Here is a 21,393-nt window from a genome sequence, read left to right on the forward strand (position 1 = left end):
ACCGATCCGACTGCCCGCGTGTTCTCCGCCATCACGCCCTCCTAGGCTTCTTGACGAAAGTTGTCAGACAACTTGGAGAATAATCACCGTCAGTTCCACCGTCAAGGATCAGGGTGGCAGCATGCCAGTCGAAACGAAGAACACGACCATTGACAACCGCCCACCGGGCGATCCCCTGGGAAGGTTTACGAATTCGTCATTCCCAAAGGTAGGACACCAGACCAATAGCACTCTAATGTGCCTAGGCAGTGAACCGCCGAATAAGGGGCGGGCATAGGCCTGACGAAGGAGAAAACCGTGCCTGAGGGTCACGATCTGCCGGAACTGACGGATGACGAGAAACACCTGGCCAGCCTCGGATACACCCAGGAACTGAACCGCTCCTGGTCCGGGTTCAGCAACTTCGCGATCTCGTTCTCGATCATCTCGATCCTGGCGGGCTGCTTCACGTCGTTCGGCCTCGGCTGGAACAACGGCGGCCCCGCAGCGATCGCATGGGGGTGGCCGATCGTCTCGGTCTTCATCCTGATCATCGGGCTGTGCATGTCCGAGTTGGTGTCCGCGTACCCCACCTCGGGCGGCATCTACTGGTGGGCAAGCAAACTCGGGGGTGCCAAGGCCGGCTTCTACACCGGCTGGCTGAACCTCATCGGCCTGATCGCCATCCTGGCCTCGGTCGCCTACGGCGCCGCGACGTTCCTGGACCTCACGCTGGGCACGTTCAGTGAAACCTGGCTGGCCGGCTACAGCCTGACCAGGACGTTCCTCATCTTCCTGGTGATTCTGGCGTTGTCGGCGACAGTCAACATCTTCTCGTCGCATCTGCTCGCCGTGATCAACAACATCTCGGTGTGGTGGCACGTGGCAGGCGCCGCGATCGTCATCGGCATCCTGATCTTCGTTCCGGAGCAGCACGCCAGCTTCGGTGACGTGTTCGCCAAGACCATCAACAACAGCGGCATGTTCGGCGGAACGACATCGGGTTTCGGTTTCCTCCTCCTGGTGCTGCCGATTTCGGCGATCCTGACGCAGTACACGATCACGGGTTACGACGCTTCGGCGCACCTCTCGGAGGAGACCCAAGGCGCCGCCGACGGCGCGGCCAAGGGCATTTGGCGCTCGATCTTCTACTCGGCCATTGGTGGCTGGATCCTGCTGCTGACGTTCCTGTTCGCCGTCAAAGACTCCGATGCGGTGTCGGCAGGCGGCGGCGCGGTCGCGGTCATCTTCGCGCAGGCGATGGACTCCAAGTGGGTCGGCATCGTGCTCCTGATCTCGACGGCTGGCCAGCTCTTCTGCACCACCGCCTGCCAGACCAGCGCCTCGCGCATGCTGTTCGCGTTCAGCCGCGACCGTGCGGTTCCCGGACACCAGCTGTGGGCCAAGGTCAGCAAGCACAAGATCCCCGCCAACGGCGTCATCGTCACCGCTTCGCTCGCCGCCATTCTCACGCTGCCCGCGCTGGTCGAGGTCGACATCAACGGCGCACCGGTCCCGATCGCGTTCTTCGCCGTGGTGTCCATCGGCGTGGTGGGGCTCTACCTCTGCTTCGCGGTGCCGATCTACTACCGTTGGAAGGCCGGCGACGAGTTCCCCGTCGGCAAGTGGAACTTGCGTGGACACCACAAGTGGATGGCACCCGTTGCCCTGATCGAAATCGTCGTCACCTCGATCATCGCCATGTTCCCGACGTCCTCGGGCGGCGTGCCGTGGGGTGACGCCTTCGAATGGAAGTTCGTCAACTACACCCCGCTGCTGGTGGGCGGCGTGCTGATCCTGCTCTACATCTACTGGCACGCCTCGGTGAAGAACTGGTTCACCGGGCCGATCAAGCAGGTGGACGCCAGCGGCGAGGCATTGGAAGGCGTCTCCTGAGACGACCTGTCACCAGGTATTGGTGCGCAGCACGATCTCGGCGGCCAGCTGCGCCGAAAGGCCGACGGGCGCGGTAGGGCCAAAGATGGGCTACCCAAAGAGTTCTCGCACATCCGACGCGGTGATGGCCGACCCGAAGACCTCGCCATCGTCGACGACGGCGGTAAACAGTTCGCGCTTACGCTCCTGCAGCGCGACCACCTTCTCCTCGATGGTGCCCTGCGAAACGAGCCGATAGACCGTCACCGGCCGCGTCTGACCGATGCGATGGGTCCGGTCGATGGCCTGAGCCTCGGCTGCTGGATTCCACCACGGATCACAAACGAAGCAGTAGTCGGCCTCTGTGAGGTTGAGTCCGAAGCCGCCGGCCTTGAGGCTGATCAAGAACACCTGGTTGGTGGCTGCCCTGAAGCTGCGGATGGCGGCCGCACGCTGGCGCGAACTCGATGATCCGTCCAGGTAGCTGTAACTGACTCCGGCTTCGTCCAGGCTCGCTCGCAGGATGTCGAGGAAACCGGTGAACTGGCTGAAGACCAACGCGCTGTGGCCTTCAGACACCAACTCGGGCAACTGTTCGACCAGGAAGTCGACCTTCGCAGCGCCAACGTCGAGCTTCGACTCGTCGACCAATCCGGCATGGAGGCTGAGCTGCCGCAGCAGGGTCAACGACCGGAACACCTGAAACCGGTTCTTCTCCCATTCGCCCAGTAGCCCGAGCACCTTCTGGCGCTCGCGGGCCAGCCGGGTGTCGTAGATCTTTCGGTGTTTGGCACTGAGGTCGAGCGTGAGCACCTGTTCTTGCTTCGGCGGCAGTTCCGTCGCGACCTGGCCCTTGGTTCGGCGCAGCATCACCGGCTTGATCCGGCGGCGCAGAACGGGCAACCGTTCTTTGTTGCTTCCCGACTCGATCGGCTTGCGGAAGTAGTCGGTGAACGCCTTGGGCGACGGGAAAAGGCCCGGTGCAGTGATCGACAGCAAGGACCACAACTCCATCAGGTTGTTCTCCATGGGCGTGCCGGTGATGGCCAGTTTGAATCGGGCGTCGAGTCGCCGCACGCATTGATGGGTTTTGCTGGTGTGGTTCTTGACGAACTGGGCCTCGTCGAGAATGACTCCCGCCCAATCGATCCCGGCGTACGCTTCGAAATCGATGCGCAGCAGAGCATACGAGGTGACGACGATGTCGGCGTTCGCAGCTTGGTCCGCCAGTGAGGTGCCCGATCGGGCTTCGGTGCTGGTGACGGCCACCGCAGTCAGCCCAGGGGTGAACTTGCGGCACTCGTCGACCCAGTTGGTGACCACGCTGGTGGGCGCGACCACCAGGAACCGTCGGGGGCCCCGCTCGGCGGCGCGGGCGATGAGCGCGAGGGTCTGCACCGTCTTACCTAGCCCCATGTCGTCGGCCAGCACCCCACCAAGTTCGTTGTCCCACAAGAACGACAGCCAGTTCAGGCCGTCGCGCTGGTAGTCCCGCAGCGTGGCATCGAGGCCCTCGGGCACCTCGACCGGAAGCGGCGGCCGTGCCGTGGCCAGCCGAGCGAGACTCTCCCGCCAGCTGGCCAACTGCTTGTCGACGACGCCCAGGGCCAACAGCTCCTCCCACAGGGTGACGTTGTACGAGCCCGCGTTGACCTTGTCGCCCTCGATCTCGCCCAGCGCGCGAGCTTCGTCGATGAGTTCCCGCAGGCGGAGCAGCTCCGGGGTTTCTAGGGGGAAGTAGACCCCGTTGGGCAGCAGCATATGCGTTGCCCCCGATGCCAATTCCGCGATGACCGCGGCGATGGGCACCTGTTGCCCGTCGACCTGCACCGAGATGCTGAGGTCGAACCAGTCGTTGCGCACCGGCTCCCCGTCGCCGCTGCTGAACTCCAGCTGCGGAGCGTCGTCCGCGGCACGGAAATCACGTGCGCCCTGGTCTAGCTCGACCGTGAAGGCGTCGCGGCAGTCCAGTTGCGGGAGGATCTCGCTGCAGAGCACCGCGGCCTCGACCAACGTGAGTTCGATGGTCGAGCGCAGAATCGCCGTCGATGCCACCGTGGTGGCGTCTGTCGCGGATTTGGCATAGTCGATCGCCAACAACTCGTCAACCACCCCGGCATAGGCAATGCCGCGCAACATTCGCTGGATATGTTGTGTCGCTTGCTGTTTCCAGTTGTGCGCCGCGGCCGCGACGGCCCGCAGCGCGGGGGTGACCCGCTCCCAGGCGAGGTCCTCGGCGTCGGCGTCACGGTAACCCGTCCGCTGCGGATGCGAATCGGGATCGAAATCATGGTGTTTGTCATTCACCTCGTAGCGCGTGCTCCAGAACGCACGGGCACCATCGTGACTCAGCTTCACCGTCAGTACCGGCAGCGGCCCACTGATGGTGGGCGGGGTGAATAGCCCCTCCTCGATCTCCACCGGCGCGACGTCGGCCAACCGCGGGAGCACGTCGAGCGAGAACTCCGCAATCGTCTCGGCGGGAATGTGCACCCGTTCGTTGCGGCCGATCAGGTCCAGCGTGGTACGTCCGGGCACCGGATCGAACCGGCCTAGCCGCGCCACCCCGTCGACGACCCTGTACATCCCGTGCGGAGCAGGTGAACCGATCAGGCCCACACCGTCGGGATCCCATCGCTCGCCGTCCACGACAAGAACGACCGACATTGTGGCGCCGCCGGCGCCATCGGAGACGAAGTCGAGCCGCAACTGCGCACTCTTGATGAAGTCGACGGCTTGCAGACCTTTGGCGGCGACCATGGTGACCCCGACGTCGACGGCGTCGTCAAGCCGCGACCAGAAGGCGGGTGGCACGTGGCTGATTGTCATGGCGTCGCCGATGGGCAGCACACCAGACCTGTTCGCCTCGTTCAGGAGCGCACGGACCGCGGCATACTGGCGCCGATCGAATTCGCCGGCCTCGGCGTGGTACGCCAGGCGTTGCCAGGTCAGGCCGGTCTTGATCCAGGTTCCGCGCTTGCCGACGGTGACGGGGCGCAGCGCGATCGTCGCGCCGGGACGGTACCGAGTAGGTGCTGCGATGGAGAACTCCAACCCGATCGGCGAGGTGTGCTCGCCGCTCGGAGGCGCCAGCTCGTCCAACACCTTGGCGAGAATGGTGCGCCACCGGTCGGTGTCGGGAGGCCGCGACTCACCCTCCGCGGCAGTCAGCAGCAGTGCGACGGCGTGTTTGCAGTAGGCGCCCACCGGGCACGAACAGGCGACCCATGCGAGCTCGAGATCGTCGTCGAAGGACTCGAAGTTGACGGTGACCGAGTACACGTTGTTGCCGGAACCGGCACAGCGACCGGTGAGCTCGAGTCCGTTGGCGCTCCACGCGGTATCGCGGACACGGCCCAGATTGGCATACCGCGCACCACGCTGGATGGTCGCGGCGTCGAAGTCGGCGAGCAGCTCACCGGCGTCAGGGACGAACCCGTGGGGTGACGACATGGGCGAAGGATAGAGACGTGCCCCGACAGCGTCCGTGACGTCGGCTTGGCGTGTCTGCACACAGGCCAGCAGCTCGAATCGCACGCGGCACAGGCGACACTGCGGTCACTTCCGCAACAGAAACGGATACGCGACGAAGTCACCACGTGCTGGTGCGCAGCACGATCTCGGCGGCCAGCTGCGCCGTCGACTCGTGCGCGTTGCGCCTGCCGAGCAGTTCGACCAGCCGGAAGTCGCCGTAGACGTAGCGCTGGCTGGCCTTGGCGACGTTGCGTGCCGACGGCGTGCTGACCAATGCGGTGGTGTTCACCTCGACCGGCGGGCAGTGTTCGTCGCGGATCACCCCTGCCTGGTCGGCGACGCACGGGTGCCCGCGGTCGATCACCACCAGCCCGATGAAGCGGTCAAGGCGGGTGGCCGCGAGCTCCCATGCCAATTCGCCGCCGACGCGATCGCCGACCAGCAGCGCCCAGCGCACCTTGAGGGCGTCGAGGATGCCGACCACCGCCTTGGGACTCAGCCGCGGGTCAGGCCCGATCACGACGGTCCGCAGCGATGCGGTGTGCAGCCGCTGACAGACCGCGTCGTAGGCCGACGGCCCCTGATGTGCCGCGCCAAGCAGCACGACGGCCGACCCCTTGTCGGGACCCGACACGTCGACGGTGGCCGGGAACCCGTCGACGGTCACCACGGTCGAAGGCATTTGGTCACGCTACAGGGGTTGCTCGTGTTCATGGCCGATTTCACCGGTCTCCGACTTCGCCGTCAGCGCAATTCGAAGCGCTGCGCCTGTTTGGCCACTAGCTCCATAAACGTCTGCGGCAGCGTCGCTTTGACGGCGATTGTCGGATTCGGCGTCGGGAGCGCGATCCCGAACACGGCTGACGGACCGACGTTCTCGAACGAAAAGTAGACACTGTTCTGCTGCGTGCCAAGCTGCATGGTCTGCTGGTAGGCGAGCGCACTGGGACGCGACGTCTCGAGCCGGGTGGTGGTCATCGGAATGCCTTGCGAGGACCGGTCGAAGAAGGTCTGGAAGCTGGCACACCGCTGCGCCACGGCGGCCAGCCCGTCGAGGTCGAGGGGCCACGACACCACCGTCATCACCATCCGGGCGCCGTCGTAGGCCACCACGTACTTCGCCGCGCTGCCCGCGCCGCGCTCGGCCGAGGCGGCGATCACCCGGGTGAGCCCGTCCGTGCAGCCCTCGGGACTGGACAGCATCGCCGGTGGTCCGCCCTCACCGTCGACCTGGTCGGGATTCTCGGGGACGCGGTCGTACTGCACGCCTGCCGGGAAGTCGGCGGCGGTCAGGACCGCCGCCTCCAGCCGGGCGCCCGGCCAGGTCGCGGTGCCGTCGATGGCGTGCGCGCAGCCGGACAGCGCGGCGGTCAGGACCACCAACACTGCGGCTGCGGTGCGCCGTCCGATCATTCCTCGAGGTTACTCAGCCCCGAGGTGACGGTCGGGCGTCGCGGCGCACCCCGCTCGAGCAGCTCCATGACGGCGTCCACGTCGAGGTGGGCGGCCAACAGGTCGGCCATCAGGTCGAGTTGTCCATCGCGACGTGCGGCGACGTCGACGTCGTCGGCGACCATGAAGCCGCGCCGCCCCGCCGCCTCCGCGGCCTCGGTCAGCCACCGGCGGCGCACGTCGTCGTTGTCGAGCAGACCGTGCCAGTGGGTGCCGAACACCGCGCCGCGGCGGATTCCGACCCCAAGCCAGTCCGCCTCTGCGCTGCGGGCCAGCTGGCCGTGGTGGATCTCGTAGCCGTGCAGCGGAATACGCCCGCGCCCGTCCCAGAGTTCGAGGGTCTTCTCGGGTGCGAAGACGACGTCGGCGTCGAGTAGCCCCAGACCCTCGGTGCGACCGGTGCCGGATTCCACCGGGTCGTCGATGGTGCGGCACAACATCTGGAAGCCCCCGCACACGCCCAGCACCGGCCGGCCCGACACCGCGTGGGCGACGACCCCGTCGGCCAGCCCAGTGGCACGCAGCCAGCCGAGGTCGGACACCGTGGCCTTGCTGCCGGGGAGCACGACGACGTCGGAATCGGCCAGGTCGGCGGGGTCGGTGACCCACCGCACCAGCACCCCCGGCTCGCAGGCCAGTGCCTCGACGTCGGTGGAGTTCGAGATGCGCGGCAACCGGACGGCGGCCACCCTGAGCCACTCCGGGCCCCGCGGTGGTTGCACCTGTCCCACCGCGTGATGGGCGCGAACGGACAGCGAGTCCTCGGCGTCCAGCCACAATCCGTCGCTGTACGGGATGACGCCGTAGGTCGGCCTGCCGGTCAGACGCTGCAACTGGTCCAGCCCGGGTGCCAACAGGGCGGGATCGCCGCGGAACTTGTTGACGACGTATCCGGCGATGAGGCGCTGGTCGTCGGGTTCGAGGACGGCGACCGTGCCGAACAGGTGCGCGAGCAGCCCGCCGCGGTCGATGTCGCCGACCAGCACGACGGGCATGTCGGCTGCGCGCGCCAGCCCCATGTTGGCCAGATCGGTCGCCCGCAGGTTGATCTCGGCCGGCGAGCCCGCGCCCTCACAGATCACGGCGTCGAATTCACCTCGTAGCGAAGCGAGTTCGTCGGCCACCACCGTGGCCAGCTCCGTGCGGTGGTGGAAGTAGTCGGCCGCGCCAACCGATCCGGTGACCCTACCGCGGACCACCAGTTGCGAGGTGCGGTCGCCGCTCGGCTTGAGCAGGATCGGGTTGAACCGGATGCTGGGCGCCAGGCCCGCGGCGCGCGCCTGCATGGCCTGTGCGCGGCCGATCTCGCCGCCGTCGGCGGTGACGGCCGAGTTGTTGGACATGTTCTGCGCCTTGAACGGCGCGACGCGAATACCCTTGCGGGACAGCAGCCGACACAACCCGGCGACCACCATCGACTTCCCTGCGTCCGACGTGGTGCCCGCGACCAGCAGCGCTCCGCTCACTTTTCTCTGGCGAGCAGTCTCACAGCTGGGTCAGGATGTCGACGCCGTCCTCTGTGACCACCATCGTGTGTTCAAACTGCGCCGTCCACTTCTTGTCCCTGGTGGCGACGGTCCAGCCGTCGTCCCAGATCTCGTAGTCCAGCGCGCCCAGGTTGATCATCGGCTCGATGGTGAACGTCATGCCCGGCTCGAGGACGGCGCTGACGGCGGGCTCGTCGTAGTGCAGCACCACCAGCCCGTTGTGGAAGGTGGTGCCGATGCCGTGGCCGGTGAAGTCGCGAACCACGTTGTAGCCGAACCGGTTCGCGTAGGCCTCGATCACCCGTCCGACGACCGACAACGAGCGTCCCGGTTTGACGGCCTTGATCGCGCGCATCGTCGCTTCGTGGGTGCGCTCGACGAGCAGGCGGTGTTCCTCGGCGACGTCACCGGCCAGGAAGGTCGCGTTGGTGTCGCCGTGCACGCCGTCGAGGTAGGCGGTGACGTCGATGTTGACGATGTCGCCGTCCTGCACCACCGTCGAGTCGGGGATGCCGTGGCAGATGACCTCGTTCAGCGACGTGCAGCACGACTTCGGGTAGCCCTTGTAACCCAGCGTGGACGGGTAGGCGCCGTGGTCGACCATGTAGCCGTGGGCGATCCGGTCGAGTTCATCGGTGGTCACACCCGGCGCGACGGCCTTGCCGGCTTCGGCGAGCGCGCCCGCCGCGATGCGTCCGGCGACACGCATCTTCTCGATCACCTCGGGCGTCTGCACCCAGGGCTCGGTGCCTTCCTTCGCGGTCGGCTTCCACGCGTACTCCGGCCGGGCAATCGACGTGGGTACCGGCAGCGTCGGCGACAGATCTCCAGAACGGAGCGCGGTGCGAACAGGCATGATGCCAGCGTAACCAAGAGAATGGGAATCTCCCACAGAGAGGATGGTGCTACCGCACCGCGTGGAGATCGAGGGCACACCTGCTGAGCCGGCTGGGCATGCGGGACGTCGAGGACTCCACCGAACGCCTCGTCATCGAGATGAACCGGCCCGATCTGACCAGCACCCGCGGCGCTCTGCAGGGCGGACTCGGCGCCACACTGACGTTCGCCGTCCTCGAGCCATGTTAGCGCCGCCGGAAGCGCTTGATCACCGCGCGGCGCGGCCCGCGGATATCGACCGAGCCACACACGCTGCGCCCGGTGAGGACCACGTGTGGCGTGCCTTCGGCGGGTGCGTCCTTGCGGTGATCGCGGGCGCTGCCGACGACTACTTCGACGTCGTCGATCGACGCGCTCGCGCCGTCGGGCAGCCGAATGTCCACCGACCCGAACTTCACGTCGAGCTCGATCACCACGATCGGCCCAGCGAAGCGTGCTCGCGTCAGGTCGAGGTCGATCGAACCCATCCGCCGAACCAGCGCCAGTCGGGTGGGTACCACCCACTCCCCTTGGCGCTTCAGCGATCCGAGCACACCGCGTAGCTCGACGCGGTCGGTCGAGGAGGTGACGATCGCGCCGGGGCCGGGCAGATCCTCGACGAGGGCGGCGAGCTCGGAGTGCAACCGGGCCTGCGAGACCGCACCCGATCGCTCCTCGAACTCGTCGATGTCGATCAGCCCGAGCGCCACGGCGTTGTGCAGGCGGCGCTGGGTGCCGTTGCGGTCGGCGTCCGAGATGCGTAGCGCGGCGACTTCTCCGTTCGCACCGGAGTCGACGCCCGAGTTGATGCTGGTCATTGCAGGCCCGTCCCTTCTGGAGAACAGGCTACTCAGGCGAGGTAGTCGGGGGGCAAGCCGTTCAACATGTCCTTGCACATCCGGACCGCGTACTCGGAGCTTCCACCGCCGACGATAAGTGCCGCAAAGGCCATGTCGCCGCGGTAACCGGCGAACCAGGCGTGCGAGCCGCCCTCGAACTCCGCCTCGCCGGTCTTGCCGCGCACGTCGCCCGCTCCCTTCAGATCGGTCGCGGTGCCGTTGGTCACCACCAGTTGCATCATCGGGCGCAGGCCGTCGAGCATCTTCGGTGAGATGGGCGTGGTGTCGCCCGTCACCTGGGTCTGGCGGCCTTCGATCAGTTGCGGCACAGGGGTTTTGCCTGCGGCGACGGTCGCGGCGGCCAGTGCCATGCCGAACGGGCTGACCAGCACCTTGCCCTGTCCGAAGCCGTCCTCGGTGCGTTCGGTGAGGTTCACCGTCGGCGGCACCGAGCCCGTCACCGTGGTGATTCCGTCGACCACGAAGTCGGTGCCGATGCCGTACTGCGCGGCGGCCGTGGTCAGGCCCTTCGGCGGCATCCTGCTGGCCAGCTCGGCGAAGGTGGTGTTGCACGAACTCGCGAACGCCCGCGACATCGGCACGGTGCCAAGGTCGAACCCGCCGTAGTTGGGGATCGTGCGCTGGCCGATGTCCATGTGGCCGGGGCAGGCCAGCAGAGTGTTGGGGGTCGCCATGTCGCGGTCGATCGCCGCACCGGCCGTGATGATCTTGAAGGTCGACCCCGGCGGGTACAGCCCCGTGGTGGCGGTGGGTCCGTCGGCGTCGGCCGCCGCGTTCTGCGCGACGGCCAGGATCTCGCCGGTGGACGGCTTGATCGCCACGATCATGGCCTTGCGGCCGACCATGTTGACGGCGTCCTGCGCCGAGTCCTGCACGGCGCGATCAAGACTGATGGTCACCGACGGCGACGGCGCCCCCGGCACCTCGTTGAGCACGTCGACCTCGGCGCCGTTCTGGTTGACGCTTTCCACGCGCCAGCCGGCCTCGCCGTCGAGTTCGTCGACCACCGACTTCTTCACCTCGTCGATGATCGCTGGCGCGAAGCGATCGTCGGTGGGCAGCAGTTCGGCCTGCGGAGTGATGACCACTCCGGGACGGTTGCCGATCGCGGCCGCCACTTGATCGCGGTCGGATTGTCGTAACGTGATCAGATCGAGCGGCTTCGCCGAGGAACTGGCCTGCTCGGCGAGGCGCTGCGCATCGATGGTCGGGTCGAAGGGACGCAACGCGTCGGCGACGGCGACCGCGGTCGCCATCAGACCGCCGCCGGCGAGCTTCGCGGCCTTGGCGTCCAACGCGTAGTGGTACAGGTAGCCGGGAACCAGGACGTCGGTGCCACCGCGCTCGTTGACCGAGGCTCGCGGCGGTGCGTCTGCGCGTAGCGCGAAGGTCTGATGCTCGCCCAGATTCGGGTGCAAACCCGTTGCACTCCAACGGACTTCCCAGCGGCCCTCGTCGCGCAGCATGTTGAGCTGTCCGTCGTAGGTCCAGGTGCGGTTCTTGGGAAGGTGCCAGGTGTAGCGGTAGGCCACGCTGCCGGTGTCCTCGGCGTACTTCGAGCTCAGGATCTGCGCGTCCAGGCCGGTGGCCTGCAGTCCTGACCAGGCTTCGGTCAGCGCGGCCCTGGCTTCCGTGGGCTTGTCGCTGAGGTCGGCAGCGGCGCCGGTGTTGCCCGCAGCGAGCGCGGCGAAGAACGCCGCGGCGATCGGTTCGGGACCGTTGGGCTTCGGAGTGCACGAGGTCAGCGCGCCCGCCGCGCCGATGAGGACCGTCACCGTCAACAGACCGGCGACCCGTGATGCAGATGAGGTTCGCGTTGCCATTGGGGCAGATGTTATGAGTGTGACTGCCCAATGTCCGGGAGGCGCACCGAGATCGAACCGTGACGAGTTCGTAGGGTCAGTCGAGCAAAACCGTGGCGAAGGTGCCGACCTGGCGGAACCCGATCCGGGCGTAGGTGGCTCGAGCGACGGTGTTGAAGCTGTTGACGTACAGGCTCGCTGTGCGGCCGCTGCGGACCACGGCGCCAGCGAGTGCTGCGGTGCCCGCGGCACCAAGGCCGCGGCCGCGCGAGTCGGGCCGCACCCAGACGCCCTGGATCTGGCCGACCGCAGGCGATTGCGAGCCGACCTCGGCCTTGAACACGACCTCGCCCCGCTCGAAGCGCGCCCATGCCCTGCCCGCGGCGATCAGCCCGGCGACCCTGCGCCGATAACCGCGGCCGCCGTCCCCGAGCCGGGGATCGACGCCGACCTCACCGATGAACATGTCGATGGCCGCCACCAGATAGGCATCGAGCTCGTCGATCCGGACCGCGCGCACCGCGGGGTCGATCGCGCATAGCGGTGCGTTGTCGAGCGCCATCAACGGCTGGTGGTCACGCACGTCACGGGCCGGGCCCCAGGCGTTCTCCAGCCGGCGCCACATCGGCAACACCAGCTCGGCGCGGCCGACCAGCGACGAGCAGCGGCGCGCGGTACTCATCGCCTTGTCGGCGAACGCATCGAGGTCAGAAGTCTCGCCGCGCAGCGGAATGAGGTTCGGCCCGGCGTAGCAGAGCGACTCGCCGGGACGACGACGCGTCCAGAGCTCTCCCCCGATGGCGGTCGGCTCGACACCGTGATCGGCGACCCTCGACGCCACCATGCACGTACCGACCGGATCGTCGTCGAGCACCCTGCGCACCATCGCCGCGTCGCGCACCACCGTCACGCGCCGCTCGTCGGCGAGGCGGAACAGCGGTGGGGCCGACATGGTCACTCTTTCCAACTACAACCCGGGGCGGAGGTGACCCCGCTCACAGGGATCCAGCTCAGCTTACGGTTACTACGGGAGAACCGCTCGCACCATCCGAACTGCGCTCATCAGCGATCCGCATCGCCTCTTCGATCAGGGTCTCAACGATCTGCGACTCGGGCACCGTCTTGATGACCTCGCCGCGAACGAAGATCTGCCCCTTGCCGTTTCCGGAAGCTACGCCGAGGTCGGCCTCACGGGCCTCGCCCGGCCCGTTGACGACACAGCCCATCACGGCGACGCGGAGCGGGAAGTCCAGACCGTCCAGCCCGGCGGACACCGCGTTGGCCAGCGTGTAGACATCGACCTGCGCGCGCCCGCACGACGGACAGGACACGATCTCCAGCCCGCGCGGGCGGAGATTCAGCGACTCCAGGATCTGGTTGCCGACCTTGATCTCTTCGACCGGCGGCGCCGACAGCGATACCCGGATCGTGTCGCCGATGCCCCGAGACAACAGGGCACCGAACGCGACCGCGGACTTGATGGTGCCCTGGAACGCCGGGCCTGCCTCGGTGACGCCGAGGTGCAGCGGGTAGTCGCACTGCGCGGCGAGCTGCTCGTAGGCCTCGACCATGACGACGGGATCGTTGTGCTTGACGCTGATCTTGATGTCGCCGAAGCCGTGCTCCTCGAACAGCGAGGCCTCCCACAGCGCCGACTCGACGAGCGCCTCCGGGGTGGCCTTGCCGTACTTCAGCATCATCCGCTGGTCCAGCGACCCGGCGTTGACGCCGATGCGGATGGGGATGCCTGCGGCACCCGCAGCCTTCGCCACTTCCTTGACCCGGCCGTCGAACTCCTTGATGTTGCCGGGGTTGACGCGCACCGCGGCGCAGCCCGCGTCGATCGCGGCGAAGATGTACTTCGGCTGGAAGTGGATGTCGGCGATCACCGGGATTTGGGACTTCTTGGCGATCGCCGGGAGCGCGTCGGCGTCCTCCTGGCGTGGGCACGCCACCCGGACGATGTCGCAGCCCGCCGCGGTCAGTTCGGCGATCTGCTGCAGGGTCGAGTTGATGTCGTGGGTCTTGGTGGTGCACATCGACTGCACCGCGATCGGATGGTCGCTGCCGACGCCGACGTCGCGGACCATCAACTGCCGGGTCTTGCGGCGCGGCGCCAGAGTCGGCGCGGGCGGTGCAGGCATCCCCAGCCCGATGGACGTGGTCATGGCATCTCCTACTGGAAGAGTCTGATGGGGTTGACCAGGTCCGCAGTCACGGTCAGCAGCATGTAGCCGGCCACCACGACCAGCACGACGTAGGTGGGGACCATCAGCTTGAGGTAGTTCACCGGCCCCGCGGCGTCGATGCGGCGGGCCGAACGAATCATATTGCGAATCTTCTCGTACACCGCGATGGCGATGTGGCCGCCGTCGAACGGCAGCAGCGGTACCAGGTTGATCGCGCCGAGCACGAAGTTCAGCTGAGCCAGGAAGAACCAGAACGCCACCCACAGGCCGTGGTCGACGGTGTCACCGCCGATGATGCTGGCGCCAACCACGCTGATGGGCGTCTCCGGGTCGCGTTCGCCGCCGCCGATGGCGTGCACCAGCGCGCCGACCTTGCTGGGGATCTTCGCCAGCGACTTGCCGAGTTCGACGGCCAGATCGCCGGTGAAGGCGAACGTCCCCGGCACCGCCGAGAGCGGGTTGTACGGGGTGGGCCCGAACTCGGCAGGCGCGACGCCGATGGCGCCGATGGTGATCGGGCTGGTGGCGTCCTTCGTCACCCAGCGCTCGGTGCGCTCGACGTCGACGACGGTGGTGAACTCGTGGACCTGACCGTTCTCGCTGCGCTGCACGACGAACGGTGTCGGACCGCCGGCCTTGCGCACCGCGGCCACCAACTCGTCGAAGGTCTTCACGTCGGTGCCGCCGACCTTGACCACGGTGTCGCTCGGCTTGATCCCGGCGATCGCGGCAGGACCGGGGCCCGTGCACTTCCCAGGCTCGCCCTTGCTGACATCGGCTGCCACACAAGCGGTTTCGCCGACGATCGCGGTGGTCGGCGGATGCAGGTTCGGCAGCCCCCACACGACCGCGATGCCATAGATCAGCACCAGGCCGATGATGAAGTTCATCGCAGGCCCGGCGAACAGCACCGCGACCCGCTTCCACACCTTCTGCCGGTACATGGCGTATGGGCGGTCCTCGGGTGCGAGTTCGTCGACCGACGTCATTCCTGCGATGTCGCAGAAGCCGCCCAATGGGACGGCCTTGACCCCGTACTCGGTGTAGCCCAGCTTGTTGGGACGCATGGTCGACCACAGCGTGGGACCGAAGCCGACGAAGTAGCGGCGCACCTTCATCCCGGTGGCACGCGCCACCCACATGTGCCCGCACTCGTGCAAGGCCACGGACAGCAGAATGGCCAGCGCGAAGAGCACGATGCCGATCACGAACATCATCTGGTGGGTACGACCTCCTGTGCGACCGAGCGTCGGGCCCTCGCCCGGGCCCAGTCCTGCGCGTCGAGTACGTCTTCTACGGTAGCGGGTTCGGCAGCCCACTGATCTGCGGCGTGCAACACGTCGCTCACCGTTCGGACGATCGACGGAAACCGGATGCGCCCTGCCAGGAACGCCGCCGCCGCCTCTTCGTTGGCGGCGTTGTAGACCGCGGTGAGGCAACCACCCCCGCTTCCGGCGTGCCTGGCCAGCGCGACGGCGGGGAACACCGCATCGTCCAGGGGCTCGAACTCCCAGGTCGAGGCCGTGGCGAAGTCACACGCCGACGCGGCGCCGGCCACCCGGGCGGGCCAGCCCAGCGCCAGCGCGATGGGCAGTTTCATGTCCGGCGGGCTGGCCTGGGCGATGGTGGAGCCGTCGGTGAAGGTGACCATCGAGTGCACGATCGACTGCGGGTGCACCACCACGTCGATGCGGTCGTAACCGACACCGAACAGCAGGTGAGTCTCGATCAGCTCCAGGCCCTTGTTCACCAGCGACGCCGAGTTCAGCGTGTTCATCGGACCCATCGACCAGGTGGGATGCGCGCCGGCCTGCTCAGGGGTGACGTGCTCCAGGTCCGCCGCCGCCCAACCCCGGAACGGTCCACCCGATGCGGTCAGCACAAGCCGGGCGACCTCGTCGGCGGAACCGCCACGCAGGCACTGGGCCAGCGCGGAGTGCTCGGAGTCCACCGGAACGATCTGTCCCGGCGCGGCGGCCTTGAGCACCAGCGGACCACCCGCGACCAGCGACTCCTTGTTGGCCAGCGCCAGCCGGGCCCCGGACCTCAGTGCGGCCAGCGTGGGGCGCAGACCGAGCGCGCCGACCAGGGCGTTGAGCACGACGTCCGCCTCGGTGTTCTCCACTAGCCGAGTCGCGGCGTCGGGACCCGCGTATGTCACGTCCCCGATCCGGGCTGCGGCGGCAGGGTCGGCGACCGCGACGTTGGTGACACCGGTCTGAGCGCGTTGGCGATCCAGCAGGTCGGCGTTGCCACCACCCGCAGCGAGTCCGACCACCTCGAAGCGATCCGGGTTGGCGGCGATGACGTCGAGCGCCTGGGTGCCGATCGACCCGGTGCTACCCAGAATCAGCACGCGGACGCGGCTGATCCCCGGGTCGCTTCGCTCCTGCCCGCCGGCGTTCACCGTTCCATTGTGACGCCAACCGAGGCAAAAGCCCCGAATCACTGCCACATCCGGGGACGGCGCCACGTAACCCTTACGCAATCGTGACGCACACCATCCCGCACCATCCGTGACCCGAGCGAGTGCGAATGCCAGGTGTCACGGGCGACGGCACGCGTCGTCCCATAACTCGGGAGAAGACATGAATTCAGCTCACCGCAGAGCATTTACAGCGGCAGGCCTGAGCGCGGTCGCCGTCTTCGGCGTGGCCGCGTGTTCGAGCGGTTCCGCCACGGAGGCCTCCAGCAGCAGCGCGATGACCAGTTCGTCGAGCATGGCGATGACGTCGGCCGCACCCGCGAGCGCCGCGGCCGATCCCGCCGCCGACCTCGTCGGCGCGAGCTGCGCCGCATACGGGGCGCAGGTCCCCACCGGGCCGGGTTCGGTCACTGGCATGGCGATGGACCCGGTCGCGACCGCGGCCTCGAACAACCCGATGCTCAAGACGCTGACCCAGGCCGTCTCGGGCAAGCTCAACCCAGGCGTGAACCTGGTCGACACCCTCAACGGTGGTGAGTTCACCGTGATCGCTCCGACGGATGACGCATTCGCCAAGATCGACGCCGCGACACTCCAAAAGCTCAAGACCGACGCCCCGTTACTGAACCGCATCCTCACTTACCACGTGATCCCCGGCCGGCTGAGCCCCGCTCAGGCCGCCGGTAAGCACGCGACGGTCGAAGGCGGCGAGGTCACCGTCACCGGAGCCGGCGAGGCGCTGAAGTTCGACGAGTCTGGGCTGGTGTGCGGCGGGGTCAAGACCGCCAACGCAACCGTCTACATGGTCGACACCGTGATGATGCCGCCGGCACCGGCGTAACCGCTCGTCCCCGGCTACGACTGACGGGCCGACGGGTCGGCGGTGGCCTCGATCTTCATCACCATCTCGTCGCGGATGGTCAGCACCACCACGGCGAACAGCCGCCCCCGGTCGAACGCCAGCAGCACCGGCTCGCCGGCCGGACCGCCGACCACCGTCGCCCCCGGCCCCAGGTAGCGCATCAGGTTCGCGGCGACGGCGTGCGGCCCGTGGTTGACCTGTGGCGGCGGGGCGGGGTCGGCGAGCACCGTGCCGACCCCCCAGACCGTCGGATCGAGCACCGACGCCAGCGCCTCCAGGTCACCGTTCGCGCACGCGGTGATGAACGTGGTGGTGACACGTCGGTGATCGGTCCGCACGACGTCGACCGCGCGTGGTGCCGCGTCGGCGAACTTCCCGCGCGCGCGGCGGGCCAGTTGACGGCACGTGCCCGCAGGCCTGCCGACCGTCTCGGCGATCTCGTCGAACGGAACCGCGAACACGTCGTGCAGCACGAACGCCACCCGCTCCCCAGGGGTCAGGCGCTGCAACACCTCCAGCAGAGCGGTGTGGACCTCGTCGTCCAGGGTCACGCGGTCGGCGGGATCACGTTCGCCCGCAACGTCGTGTTCGGGCCGCAGCACCGTCTCGAGCCGGACCCGCGCCGATCGGAGCTGATCCAGGCACAGCCTTCCGGCGACGACGGTCAACCAGCCGCGGACGTCGTCGATCCCGGCCAGCTCGGTGCGGGACAGCCGCAGGAACGCCTCCTGCGCGACGTCCTCGGCCTCGCCGACGTCGCCGAGCATCTGATAGGCGAGATTCACCAGGTAGGGCCGGTGATCTCGCCACGCGACGGTGATGTCGCCGTCCGCACCAGACCCATCGCTCATGCATGTACGACGAATCGGCGGCTCGAAAAGTTACAAGCGAGATACTCGGGCATGACGAAATCGCTGCCGTCGTCCGCCACTACCGGACAGTGACATGGACTCCCACGACGAAAGGATCCGGGCCGCGTTTACCTCGCAGGCGGCGACGTTCGAGGATGCCAGGCTCAACGTCGCCTTCACGTCGAGTGTGCCGTGGCTGCTGGATCACATGGCACCCGGAGCCGACGACATCGTGCTCGACGTCGCGGGCGGGACGGGAATCGTCAGCCGCGCTCTGGCCAACCGAGTCGCCGGCGACGGACCCGTCGGCTGCCACTCGAGTCGGTGAGGCCTTCGCCGGCGAGCTGGCCGGCGGGGCGGACACCGGGATGTGCCCGCACCGCAATGCCGATGGCGCACTGTGGTTTCACCAACTGTGGGAGGTCACCACGGCGCGCAAGGTGTGAGTGCGGGCGTGCATCCGATGCGGTTGAATCGCTTGCCTCTCGCGATTCTGCGCATGTCGGCGTCTTGGCCGACCAGTTCGGCCAGCTCGCGATATAGCGCCGCACCGATTCGCTCACAGAACTGCTGAGGCTCCTCGGCTGCATCGGGGAACTCGGGAATGATCAGATCCACGATCCCGGCGCGACGAAGGTCGAGAGACCGAACCCCTTGCCGGACAGCCATTTCCGGGGCATGGTCGACATCACGGTGCACGATGGCGCTGGCACCCTCCGGCGGCAGCGGAGACAGCCAGGCATGCTGGGCCGCCAGGACGCGGTCCGCGGGAACCAGCGCGAGAGCGCCGCCGCCGGTTCCTTGCCCGAGCAGCAAGGACACCGTCGGTGGCTGTAGGTCGACCATGTCGGCGATGCATCGTGCGATTTCCCCTGCGAGCCCGCCTTCCTCGGCTTCCTTGGACAACGCAGCTCCGGCAGTGTCGATGACGGTGACCAGGGGCAGTTGCAAGTCCTGCGCGAGGCGCATACCGCGTCGTGCTTCGCGCAGCGCTGCCGGTCCGAGCGGGACGAGCTCGGTTTGTCCTCGGCGGTCCTGGCCGAGGAGGACGCAGGGCATGTCGCCGAATCGAACCAGAGCCAGGATGAGCCCGGGGTCTGCTTCGCCTTGACCAGTTCCATTGAGCGGAAGGACATCTGCCGCGGCGTTGAACAGTAGCTCTCGGACTCCCGGCCGGTCGCTTCGGCGCGAGGCGAGGACCGAAGTCCACGCCGGGACGTCGTCGATCGTCCATGTCGGTGCGCCGACAGCCCTTCCTCGGCACTTCGGGGTGTCGGTCATGATGCGCAGTGCCCGGTCCACGACTTCGCCGAATTGTTCCGGGGGCCTGACGGCGTCGATGAGACCATGCGCTTGGAGGTTCTCCGATGTCTGCACCCCCGTTGGGAATTCGGCTCGGTAGAGCGCCTCGTACACACGTGGGCCGAGGAATCCGACGAGTGCTCCTGGCTCGGCGACCGTGACATGGCCCAACGATCCCCACGACGCGAAGACGCCACCGGTGGTCGGGTGCCGCAGGTAGACGATGTAGGGCAGATGGGCAGCCTTGTGTGCCGTGATCGCGGCGGTGATCTTGACCATTTGTAGGAAGGCGACGGTACCTTCCTGCATGCGGGTCCCGCCCGAGGTCGGCAACGCCAGCAACGGCAGTCCCTCGGCGGTGGCGCGGTGGATGGCGGACACCAGTCGCTCGCCTGCGGCGACCCCGATCGATCCGGCGAGGAACGAGAACTCGCACAACAGTATTGCGACTTTTCGCCCTCGGATGGTGGCCGCTCCGGTGAGGACCGATTCATCGAGGCCGGTCTTCGCCCGTGCCGCGGCGAGCGCTTCGGCGTAGTCGTCGTCGACCGGGTAGTCGAACGCGGGTGAATCCCACGGGTCGAAGCTGTCGGCGTCGACGACGACGTCGAGCAACTCGAGCGCTGACATTCTCCCCATCAGACTGCTTCTGCCAGCCATGCGCGGATCAGGTCCTCGTCGCCTCCGAGCGGCGGCGGTGCGAGGTGACGGGTTTCGGTCACTTCGGTTCCGTCGGGCTCGAAGAAGCGAAGGGGCGGCCCTGGGAGGGTGACGGTCCCCAGTGTGGCGTGCTCGACGTCGACGAGCAGCCCTTGCGACTTGGTCTGCTCCCACTCGTAGACCTCTTGCACATTGCGGACTTTGCCTGCGGGAACACCGATCTGATCGAGCAGCTTCAGGAGCGGCTCGGTGTCGTGCGCCCGGAAGATCGTCGACACCAGGTCGATCACGTCGCTGCGGTGGTCGACGCGTTGCGGGTTGGTCGCCATTCCATCGAGATCGGGGTCGATACCAAACCCGTCGCAGAATCGGTGCCACAATCCCTCACTGCCGACAGAGATCTGAACGGCGCCGTCGGCCGTCGGGAACAGGCCGTACGGACAGATGGATGGGTGGTGATTGCCCTGCGCCCGGCCGATCTCGCCGGCGACGGTCCACTTCGTGCCCTGGAAGGCATGCACACCAACCACACTGGCAAGCAGTGAGGTCCGCACGACCTTGCCGCGTCCGGTGCGGTCCCGCTCCCGAAGGGCGGCAAGTACCCCGAACGCCCCATACATGCCCGCGAGGAGGTCGGCGATCGGAACCCCCACGCGTTGAACGTCATCCGGACCCGAACCCGTGAACGACATCAGCCCGGCTTCGCCCTGCGCGATCTGGTCGTATCCGGCACGCCCACCTTCGGGGCCATCGTGGCCGAACCCGCTGATGGACAGCACGACCAGCCTCGGATTGATCTGCGACAGCCGTTCGGGCGAGAAACCGAGCCGATCAAGGACACCGGTGCGGAAGTTCTCCAGCAGGACGTCTGCGCGCCTCACCATGTCTTCGAGCGCTTTCCGACCATCGTCGGTCTTCAGATCGAGTGCGATCGACCGCTTGTTGCGGTTCGCCGACAAAAAGTAGGTCGATTCGCGTTCGGCGCCCTCCTGGGCCACGAACGGCGGTCCCCAGCCGCGGGTGTCGTCGCCGCCCTTCGGGCTCTCCACCTTGATGACGTCGGCTCCGAGGTCGCCGAGCATCATCGCCGCGTGCGGTCCCGCGAGTGCGCGGGTCAGATCGACGACGACGGTTCCCTCGAGCGGGCCGGTTCTGCCAGTCGTATTCAGCGGCATGTCTTCATGATCCTTCTGTCATTGGCCCGGTGGCTCAGTGGCCTATCCAATTCTATTGACCAAGGGTATCGCGGTTTGTCAACGGGCGTTGCGTCGAATCCGCTGCTCAGCGACTTCCACGTGG

At 67.3% G+C, this 21,393-nt stretch carries 19 protein-coding genes; 4 read left to right on the forward strand and 15 right to left on the reverse strand.

Annotated features, from left to right (window positions below; translation table 11 throughout):
- Positions 1 to 297: 297 nt before the first annotated feature.
- Positions 298 to 1,875 carry an amino acid permease gene (locus QOC69_RS33815; protein ID WP_526446842.1) on the forward strand — a complete coding sequence of 526 codons (1,578 nt, stop codon included), beginning with the start codon at positions 298 to 300 and terminating at the stop codon, positions 1,873 to 1,875.
- A gap of 90 nt (positions 1,876 to 1,965) precedes the next feature.
- On the opposite strand, the gene QOC69_RS33820 is transcribed toward QOC69_RS33815, so the two are convergent.
- From QOC69_RS33820 to map, 5 genes are all read right to left on the reverse strand, one after another.
- Complete coding sequence (locus QOC69_RS33820; protein WP_526446843.1) at positions 1,966 to 5,307, reverse strand: DEAD/DEAH box helicase; 3,342 nt, start codon at positions 5,305 to 5,307, stop codon at positions 1,966 to 1,968.
- A 139-nt stretch (positions 5,308 to 5,446) separates the two neighbouring features.
- Positions 5,447 to 6,010: an alpha/beta fold hydrolase gene (locus QOC69_RS33825; RefSeq protein WP_526446844.1), complete on the reverse strand. Its 564-nt coding sequence runs from the start codon at positions 6,008 to 6,010 to the stop codon at positions 5,447 to 5,449.
- Positions 6,011 to 6,072: 62 nt separating this feature from the next.
- Entirely contained in the window at positions 6,073 to 6,741 is a 669-nt protein-coding gene (locus tag QOC69_RS33830; protein WP_526446845.1) for a hypothetical protein, read from the reverse strand.
- Entirely contained in the window at positions 6,738 to 8,246 is a 1,509-nt protein-coding gene (locus tag QOC69_RS33835; protein ID WP_526446846.1) for a cobyric acid synthase, read from the reverse strand. Before QOC69_RS33835 ends, QOC69_RS33830 begins: the two co-directional genes overlap by 4 nt.
- A gap of 19 nt (positions 8,247 to 8,265) precedes the next feature.
- On the reverse strand, positions 8,266 to 9,123 hold the full coding sequence (gene map / locus QOC69_RS33840) for a type I methionyl aminopeptidase (RefSeq protein ID WP_526446847.1): 858 nt from the start codon (positions 9,121 to 9,123) through the stop codon (positions 8,266 to 8,268).
- 98 nt (positions 9,124 to 9,221) lie between these two features.
- On the opposite strand from map, the gene QOC69_RS33845 reads away from it, so the two are divergent.
- Complete coding sequence (locus QOC69_RS33845; protein WP_526446848.1) at positions 9,222 to 9,353, forward strand: hypothetical protein; 132 nt, start codon at positions 9,222 to 9,224, stop codon at positions 9,351 to 9,353.
- Here the strand turns inward: QOC69_RS33845 and QOC69_RS33850 are convergent.
- The 7 genes from QOC69_RS33850 to QOC69_RS33880 all read right to left on the reverse strand — a co-directional run bounded on the left by QOC69_RS33850 (position 9,350) and on the right by QOC69_RS33880 (position 16,836).
- Entirely contained in the window at positions 9,350 to 9,961 is a 612-nt protein-coding gene (locus QOC69_RS33850) for a DUF1707 domain-containing protein (protein WP_526446849.1), read from the reverse strand. The genes QOC69_RS33845 and QOC69_RS33850 overlap by 4 nt on opposite strands.
- A 32-nt stretch (positions 9,962 to 9,993) precedes the next feature.
- Positions 9,994 to 11,826, reverse strand: a complete 1,833-nt coding sequence (locus tag QOC69_RS33855; protein WP_526446850.1) for a penicillin-binding transpeptidase domain-containing protein — start codon at positions 11,824 to 11,826, stop codon at positions 9,994 to 9,996.
- Between the two features lie 76 nt (positions 11,827 to 11,902).
- Entirely contained in the window at positions 11,903 to 12,757 is an 855-nt protein-coding gene (locus tag QOC69_RS33860) for a GNAT family N-acetyltransferase (protein ID WP_526446851.1), read from the reverse strand.
- A 58-nt stretch (positions 12,758 to 12,815) separates the two neighbouring features.
- Entirely contained in the window at positions 12,816 to 13,973 is a 1,158-nt protein-coding gene (gene ispG / locus QOC69_RS33865; protein ID WP_526446852.1) for a flavodoxin-dependent (E)-4-hydroxy-3-methylbut-2-enyl-diphosphate synthase, read from the reverse strand.
- Between the two features lie 8 nt (positions 13,974 to 13,981).
- The gene (locus QOC69_RS33870) at positions 13,982 to 15,211 is read right to left on the reverse strand and encodes a M50 family metallopeptidase (RefSeq protein ID WP_526446853.1); all 1,230 of its coding nucleotides are present in this window, start codon (positions 15,209 to 15,211) and stop codon (positions 13,982 to 13,984) included.
- Positions 15,208 to 16,365 carry a 1-deoxy-D-xylulose-5-phosphate reductoisomerase gene (gene dxr, locus QOC69_RS33875; protein WP_526446879.1) on the reverse strand — a complete coding sequence of 386 codons (1,158 nt, stop codon included), beginning with the start codon at positions 16,363 to 16,365 and terminating at the stop codon, positions 15,208 to 15,210. The genes QOC69_RS33870 and dxr overlap by 4 nt, the downstream gene beginning before the upstream one ends.
- A 228-nt stretch (positions 16,366 to 16,593) precedes the next feature.
- On the reverse strand, positions 16,594 to 16,836 hold the full coding sequence (locus QOC69_RS33880) for a hypothetical protein (RefSeq protein WP_526446883.1): 243 nt from the start codon (positions 16,834 to 16,836) through the stop codon (positions 16,594 to 16,596).
- Here QOC69_RS33880 and QOC69_RS33885 point away from each other — a divergent pair.
- Positions 16,721 to 17,260, forward strand: a complete 540-nt coding sequence (locus QOC69_RS33885) for a fasciclin domain-containing protein (protein ID WP_526446881.1) — start codon at positions 16,721 to 16,723, stop codon at positions 17,258 to 17,260. The two genes, QOC69_RS33880 and QOC69_RS33885, sit on opposite strands and share 116 nt — an antisense overlap.
- Before the next feature lie 14 nt (positions 17,261 to 17,274).
- Here the strand turns inward: QOC69_RS33885 and sigI are convergent, their stop codons facing one another.
- The gene (gene sigI / locus QOC69_RS33890; RefSeq protein ID WP_526446854.1) at positions 17,275 to 18,132 is read right to left on the reverse strand and encodes an RNA polymerase sigma factor SigI; all 858 of its coding nucleotides are present in this window, start codon (positions 18,130 to 18,132) and stop codon (positions 17,275 to 17,277) included.
- Positions 18,133 to 18,226: 94 nt separating this feature from the next.
- Between sigI and QOC69_RS33895 the strand changes: the two genes are divergently transcribed.
- Positions 18,227 to 18,460, forward strand: coding sequence for a hypothetical protein (locus tag QOC69_RS33895; protein WP_526446855.1), 234 nt, complete (start codon positions 18,227 to 18,229; stop codon positions 18,458 to 18,460).
- A 95-nt stretch (positions 18,461 to 18,555) separates the two neighbouring features.
- Here the strand turns inward: QOC69_RS33895 and QOC69_RS33900 are convergent, their stop codons facing one another.
- Positions 18,556 to 20,073 carry a carboxyl transferase domain-containing protein gene (locus QOC69_RS33900; RefSeq protein WP_526446856.1) on the reverse strand — a complete coding sequence of 506 codons (1,518 nt, stop codon included), beginning with the start codon at positions 20,071 to 20,073 and terminating at the stop codon, positions 18,556 to 18,558.
- A complete protein-coding gene (locus QOC69_RS33905; RefSeq protein ID WP_526446857.1) occupies positions 20,073 to 21,269 on the reverse strand; it encodes a CaiB/BaiF CoA transferase family protein in 1,197 nt (398 codons plus the stop codon). Before QOC69_RS33905 ends, QOC69_RS33900 begins: the two co-directional genes overlap by 1 nt.
- Positions 21,270 to 21,393 lie beyond the last annotated feature (124 nt).

The organism is Mycobacterium sp., assembly GCF_032162105.1.
In the GTDB taxonomy this organism is placed as follows: Bacteria; Actinomycetota; Actinomycetes; order Mycobacteriales; family Mycobacteriaceae; genus Mycobacterium.

What these genes read in the sequence shown, in the direction of transcription:
- QOC69_RS33820 (WP_526446843.1), bottom strand. Translation starts at nt 5,307, where the DNA reads ATGTCGTCACCCCACGGGTTCGTCCCTGACGCCGGTGAGCTGCTCGCC.
- QOC69_RS33825 (WP_526446844.1), bottom strand. Translation starts at nt 6,010, where the DNA reads ATGCCTTCGACCGTGGTGACCGTCGACGGGTTCCCGGCCACCGTCGAC.
- QOC69_RS33830 (WP_526446845.1), bottom strand. Translation starts at nt 6,741, where the DNA reads ATGATCGGACGGCGCACCGCAGCCGCAGTGTTGGTGGTCCTGACCGCC.
- map (WP_526446847.1), bottom strand. Translation starts at nt 9,123, where the DNA reads ATGCCTGTTCGCACCGCGCTCCGTTCTGGAGATCTGTCGCCGACGCTG.
- QOC69_RS33845 (WP_526446848.1), top strand. Translation starts at nt 9,222, where the DNA reads ATGCGGGACGTCGAGGACTCCACCGAACGCCTCGTCATCGAGATGAAC.
- QOC69_RS33850 (WP_526446849.1), bottom strand. Translation starts at nt 9,961, where the DNA reads ATGACCAGCATCAACTCGGGCGTCGACTCCGGTGCGAACGGAGAAGTC.
- QOC69_RS33855 (WP_526446850.1), bottom strand. Translation starts at nt 11,826, where the DNA reads ATGGCAACGCGAACCTCATCTGCATCACGGGTCGCCGGTCTGTTGACG.
- QOC69_RS33860 (WP_526446851.1), bottom strand. Translation starts at nt 12,757, where the DNA reads ATGTCGGCCCCACCGCTGTTCCGCCTCGCCGACGAGCGGCGCGTGACG.
- ispG (WP_526446852.1), bottom strand. Translation starts at nt 13,973, where the DNA reads ATGACCACGTCCATCGGGCTGGGGATGCCTGCACCGCCCGCGCCGACT.
- QOC69_RS33870 (WP_526446853.1), bottom strand. Translation starts at nt 15,211, where the DNA reads ATGATGTTCGTGATCGGCATCGTGCTCTTCGCGCTGGCCATTCTGCTG.
- QOC69_RS33885 (WP_526446881.1), top strand. Translation starts at nt 16,721, where the DNA reads ATGACGTCGGCCGCACCCGCGAGCGCCGCGGCCGATCCCGCCGCCGAC.
- QOC69_RS33880 (WP_526446883.1), bottom strand. Translation starts at nt 16,836, where the DNA reads ATGCCAGTGACCGAACCCGGCCCGGTGGGGACCTGCGCCCCGTATGCG.
- sigI (WP_526446854.1), bottom strand. Translation starts at nt 18,132, where the DNA reads ATGAGCGATGGGTCTGGTGCGGACGGCGACATCACCGTCGCGTGGCGA.
- QOC69_RS33895 (WP_526446855.1), top strand. Translation starts at nt 18,227, where the DNA reads ATGGACTCCCACGACGAAAGGATCCGGGCCGCGTTTACCTCGCAGGCG.
- QOC69_RS33900 (WP_526446856.1), bottom strand. Translation starts at nt 20,073, where the DNA reads ATGGGGAGAATGTCAGCGCTCGAGTTGCTCGACGTCGTCGTCGACGCC.
- QOC69_RS33905 (WP_526446857.1), bottom strand. Translation starts at nt 21,269, where the DNA reads ATGCCGCTGAATACGACTGGCAGAACCGGCCCGCTCGAGGGAACCGTC.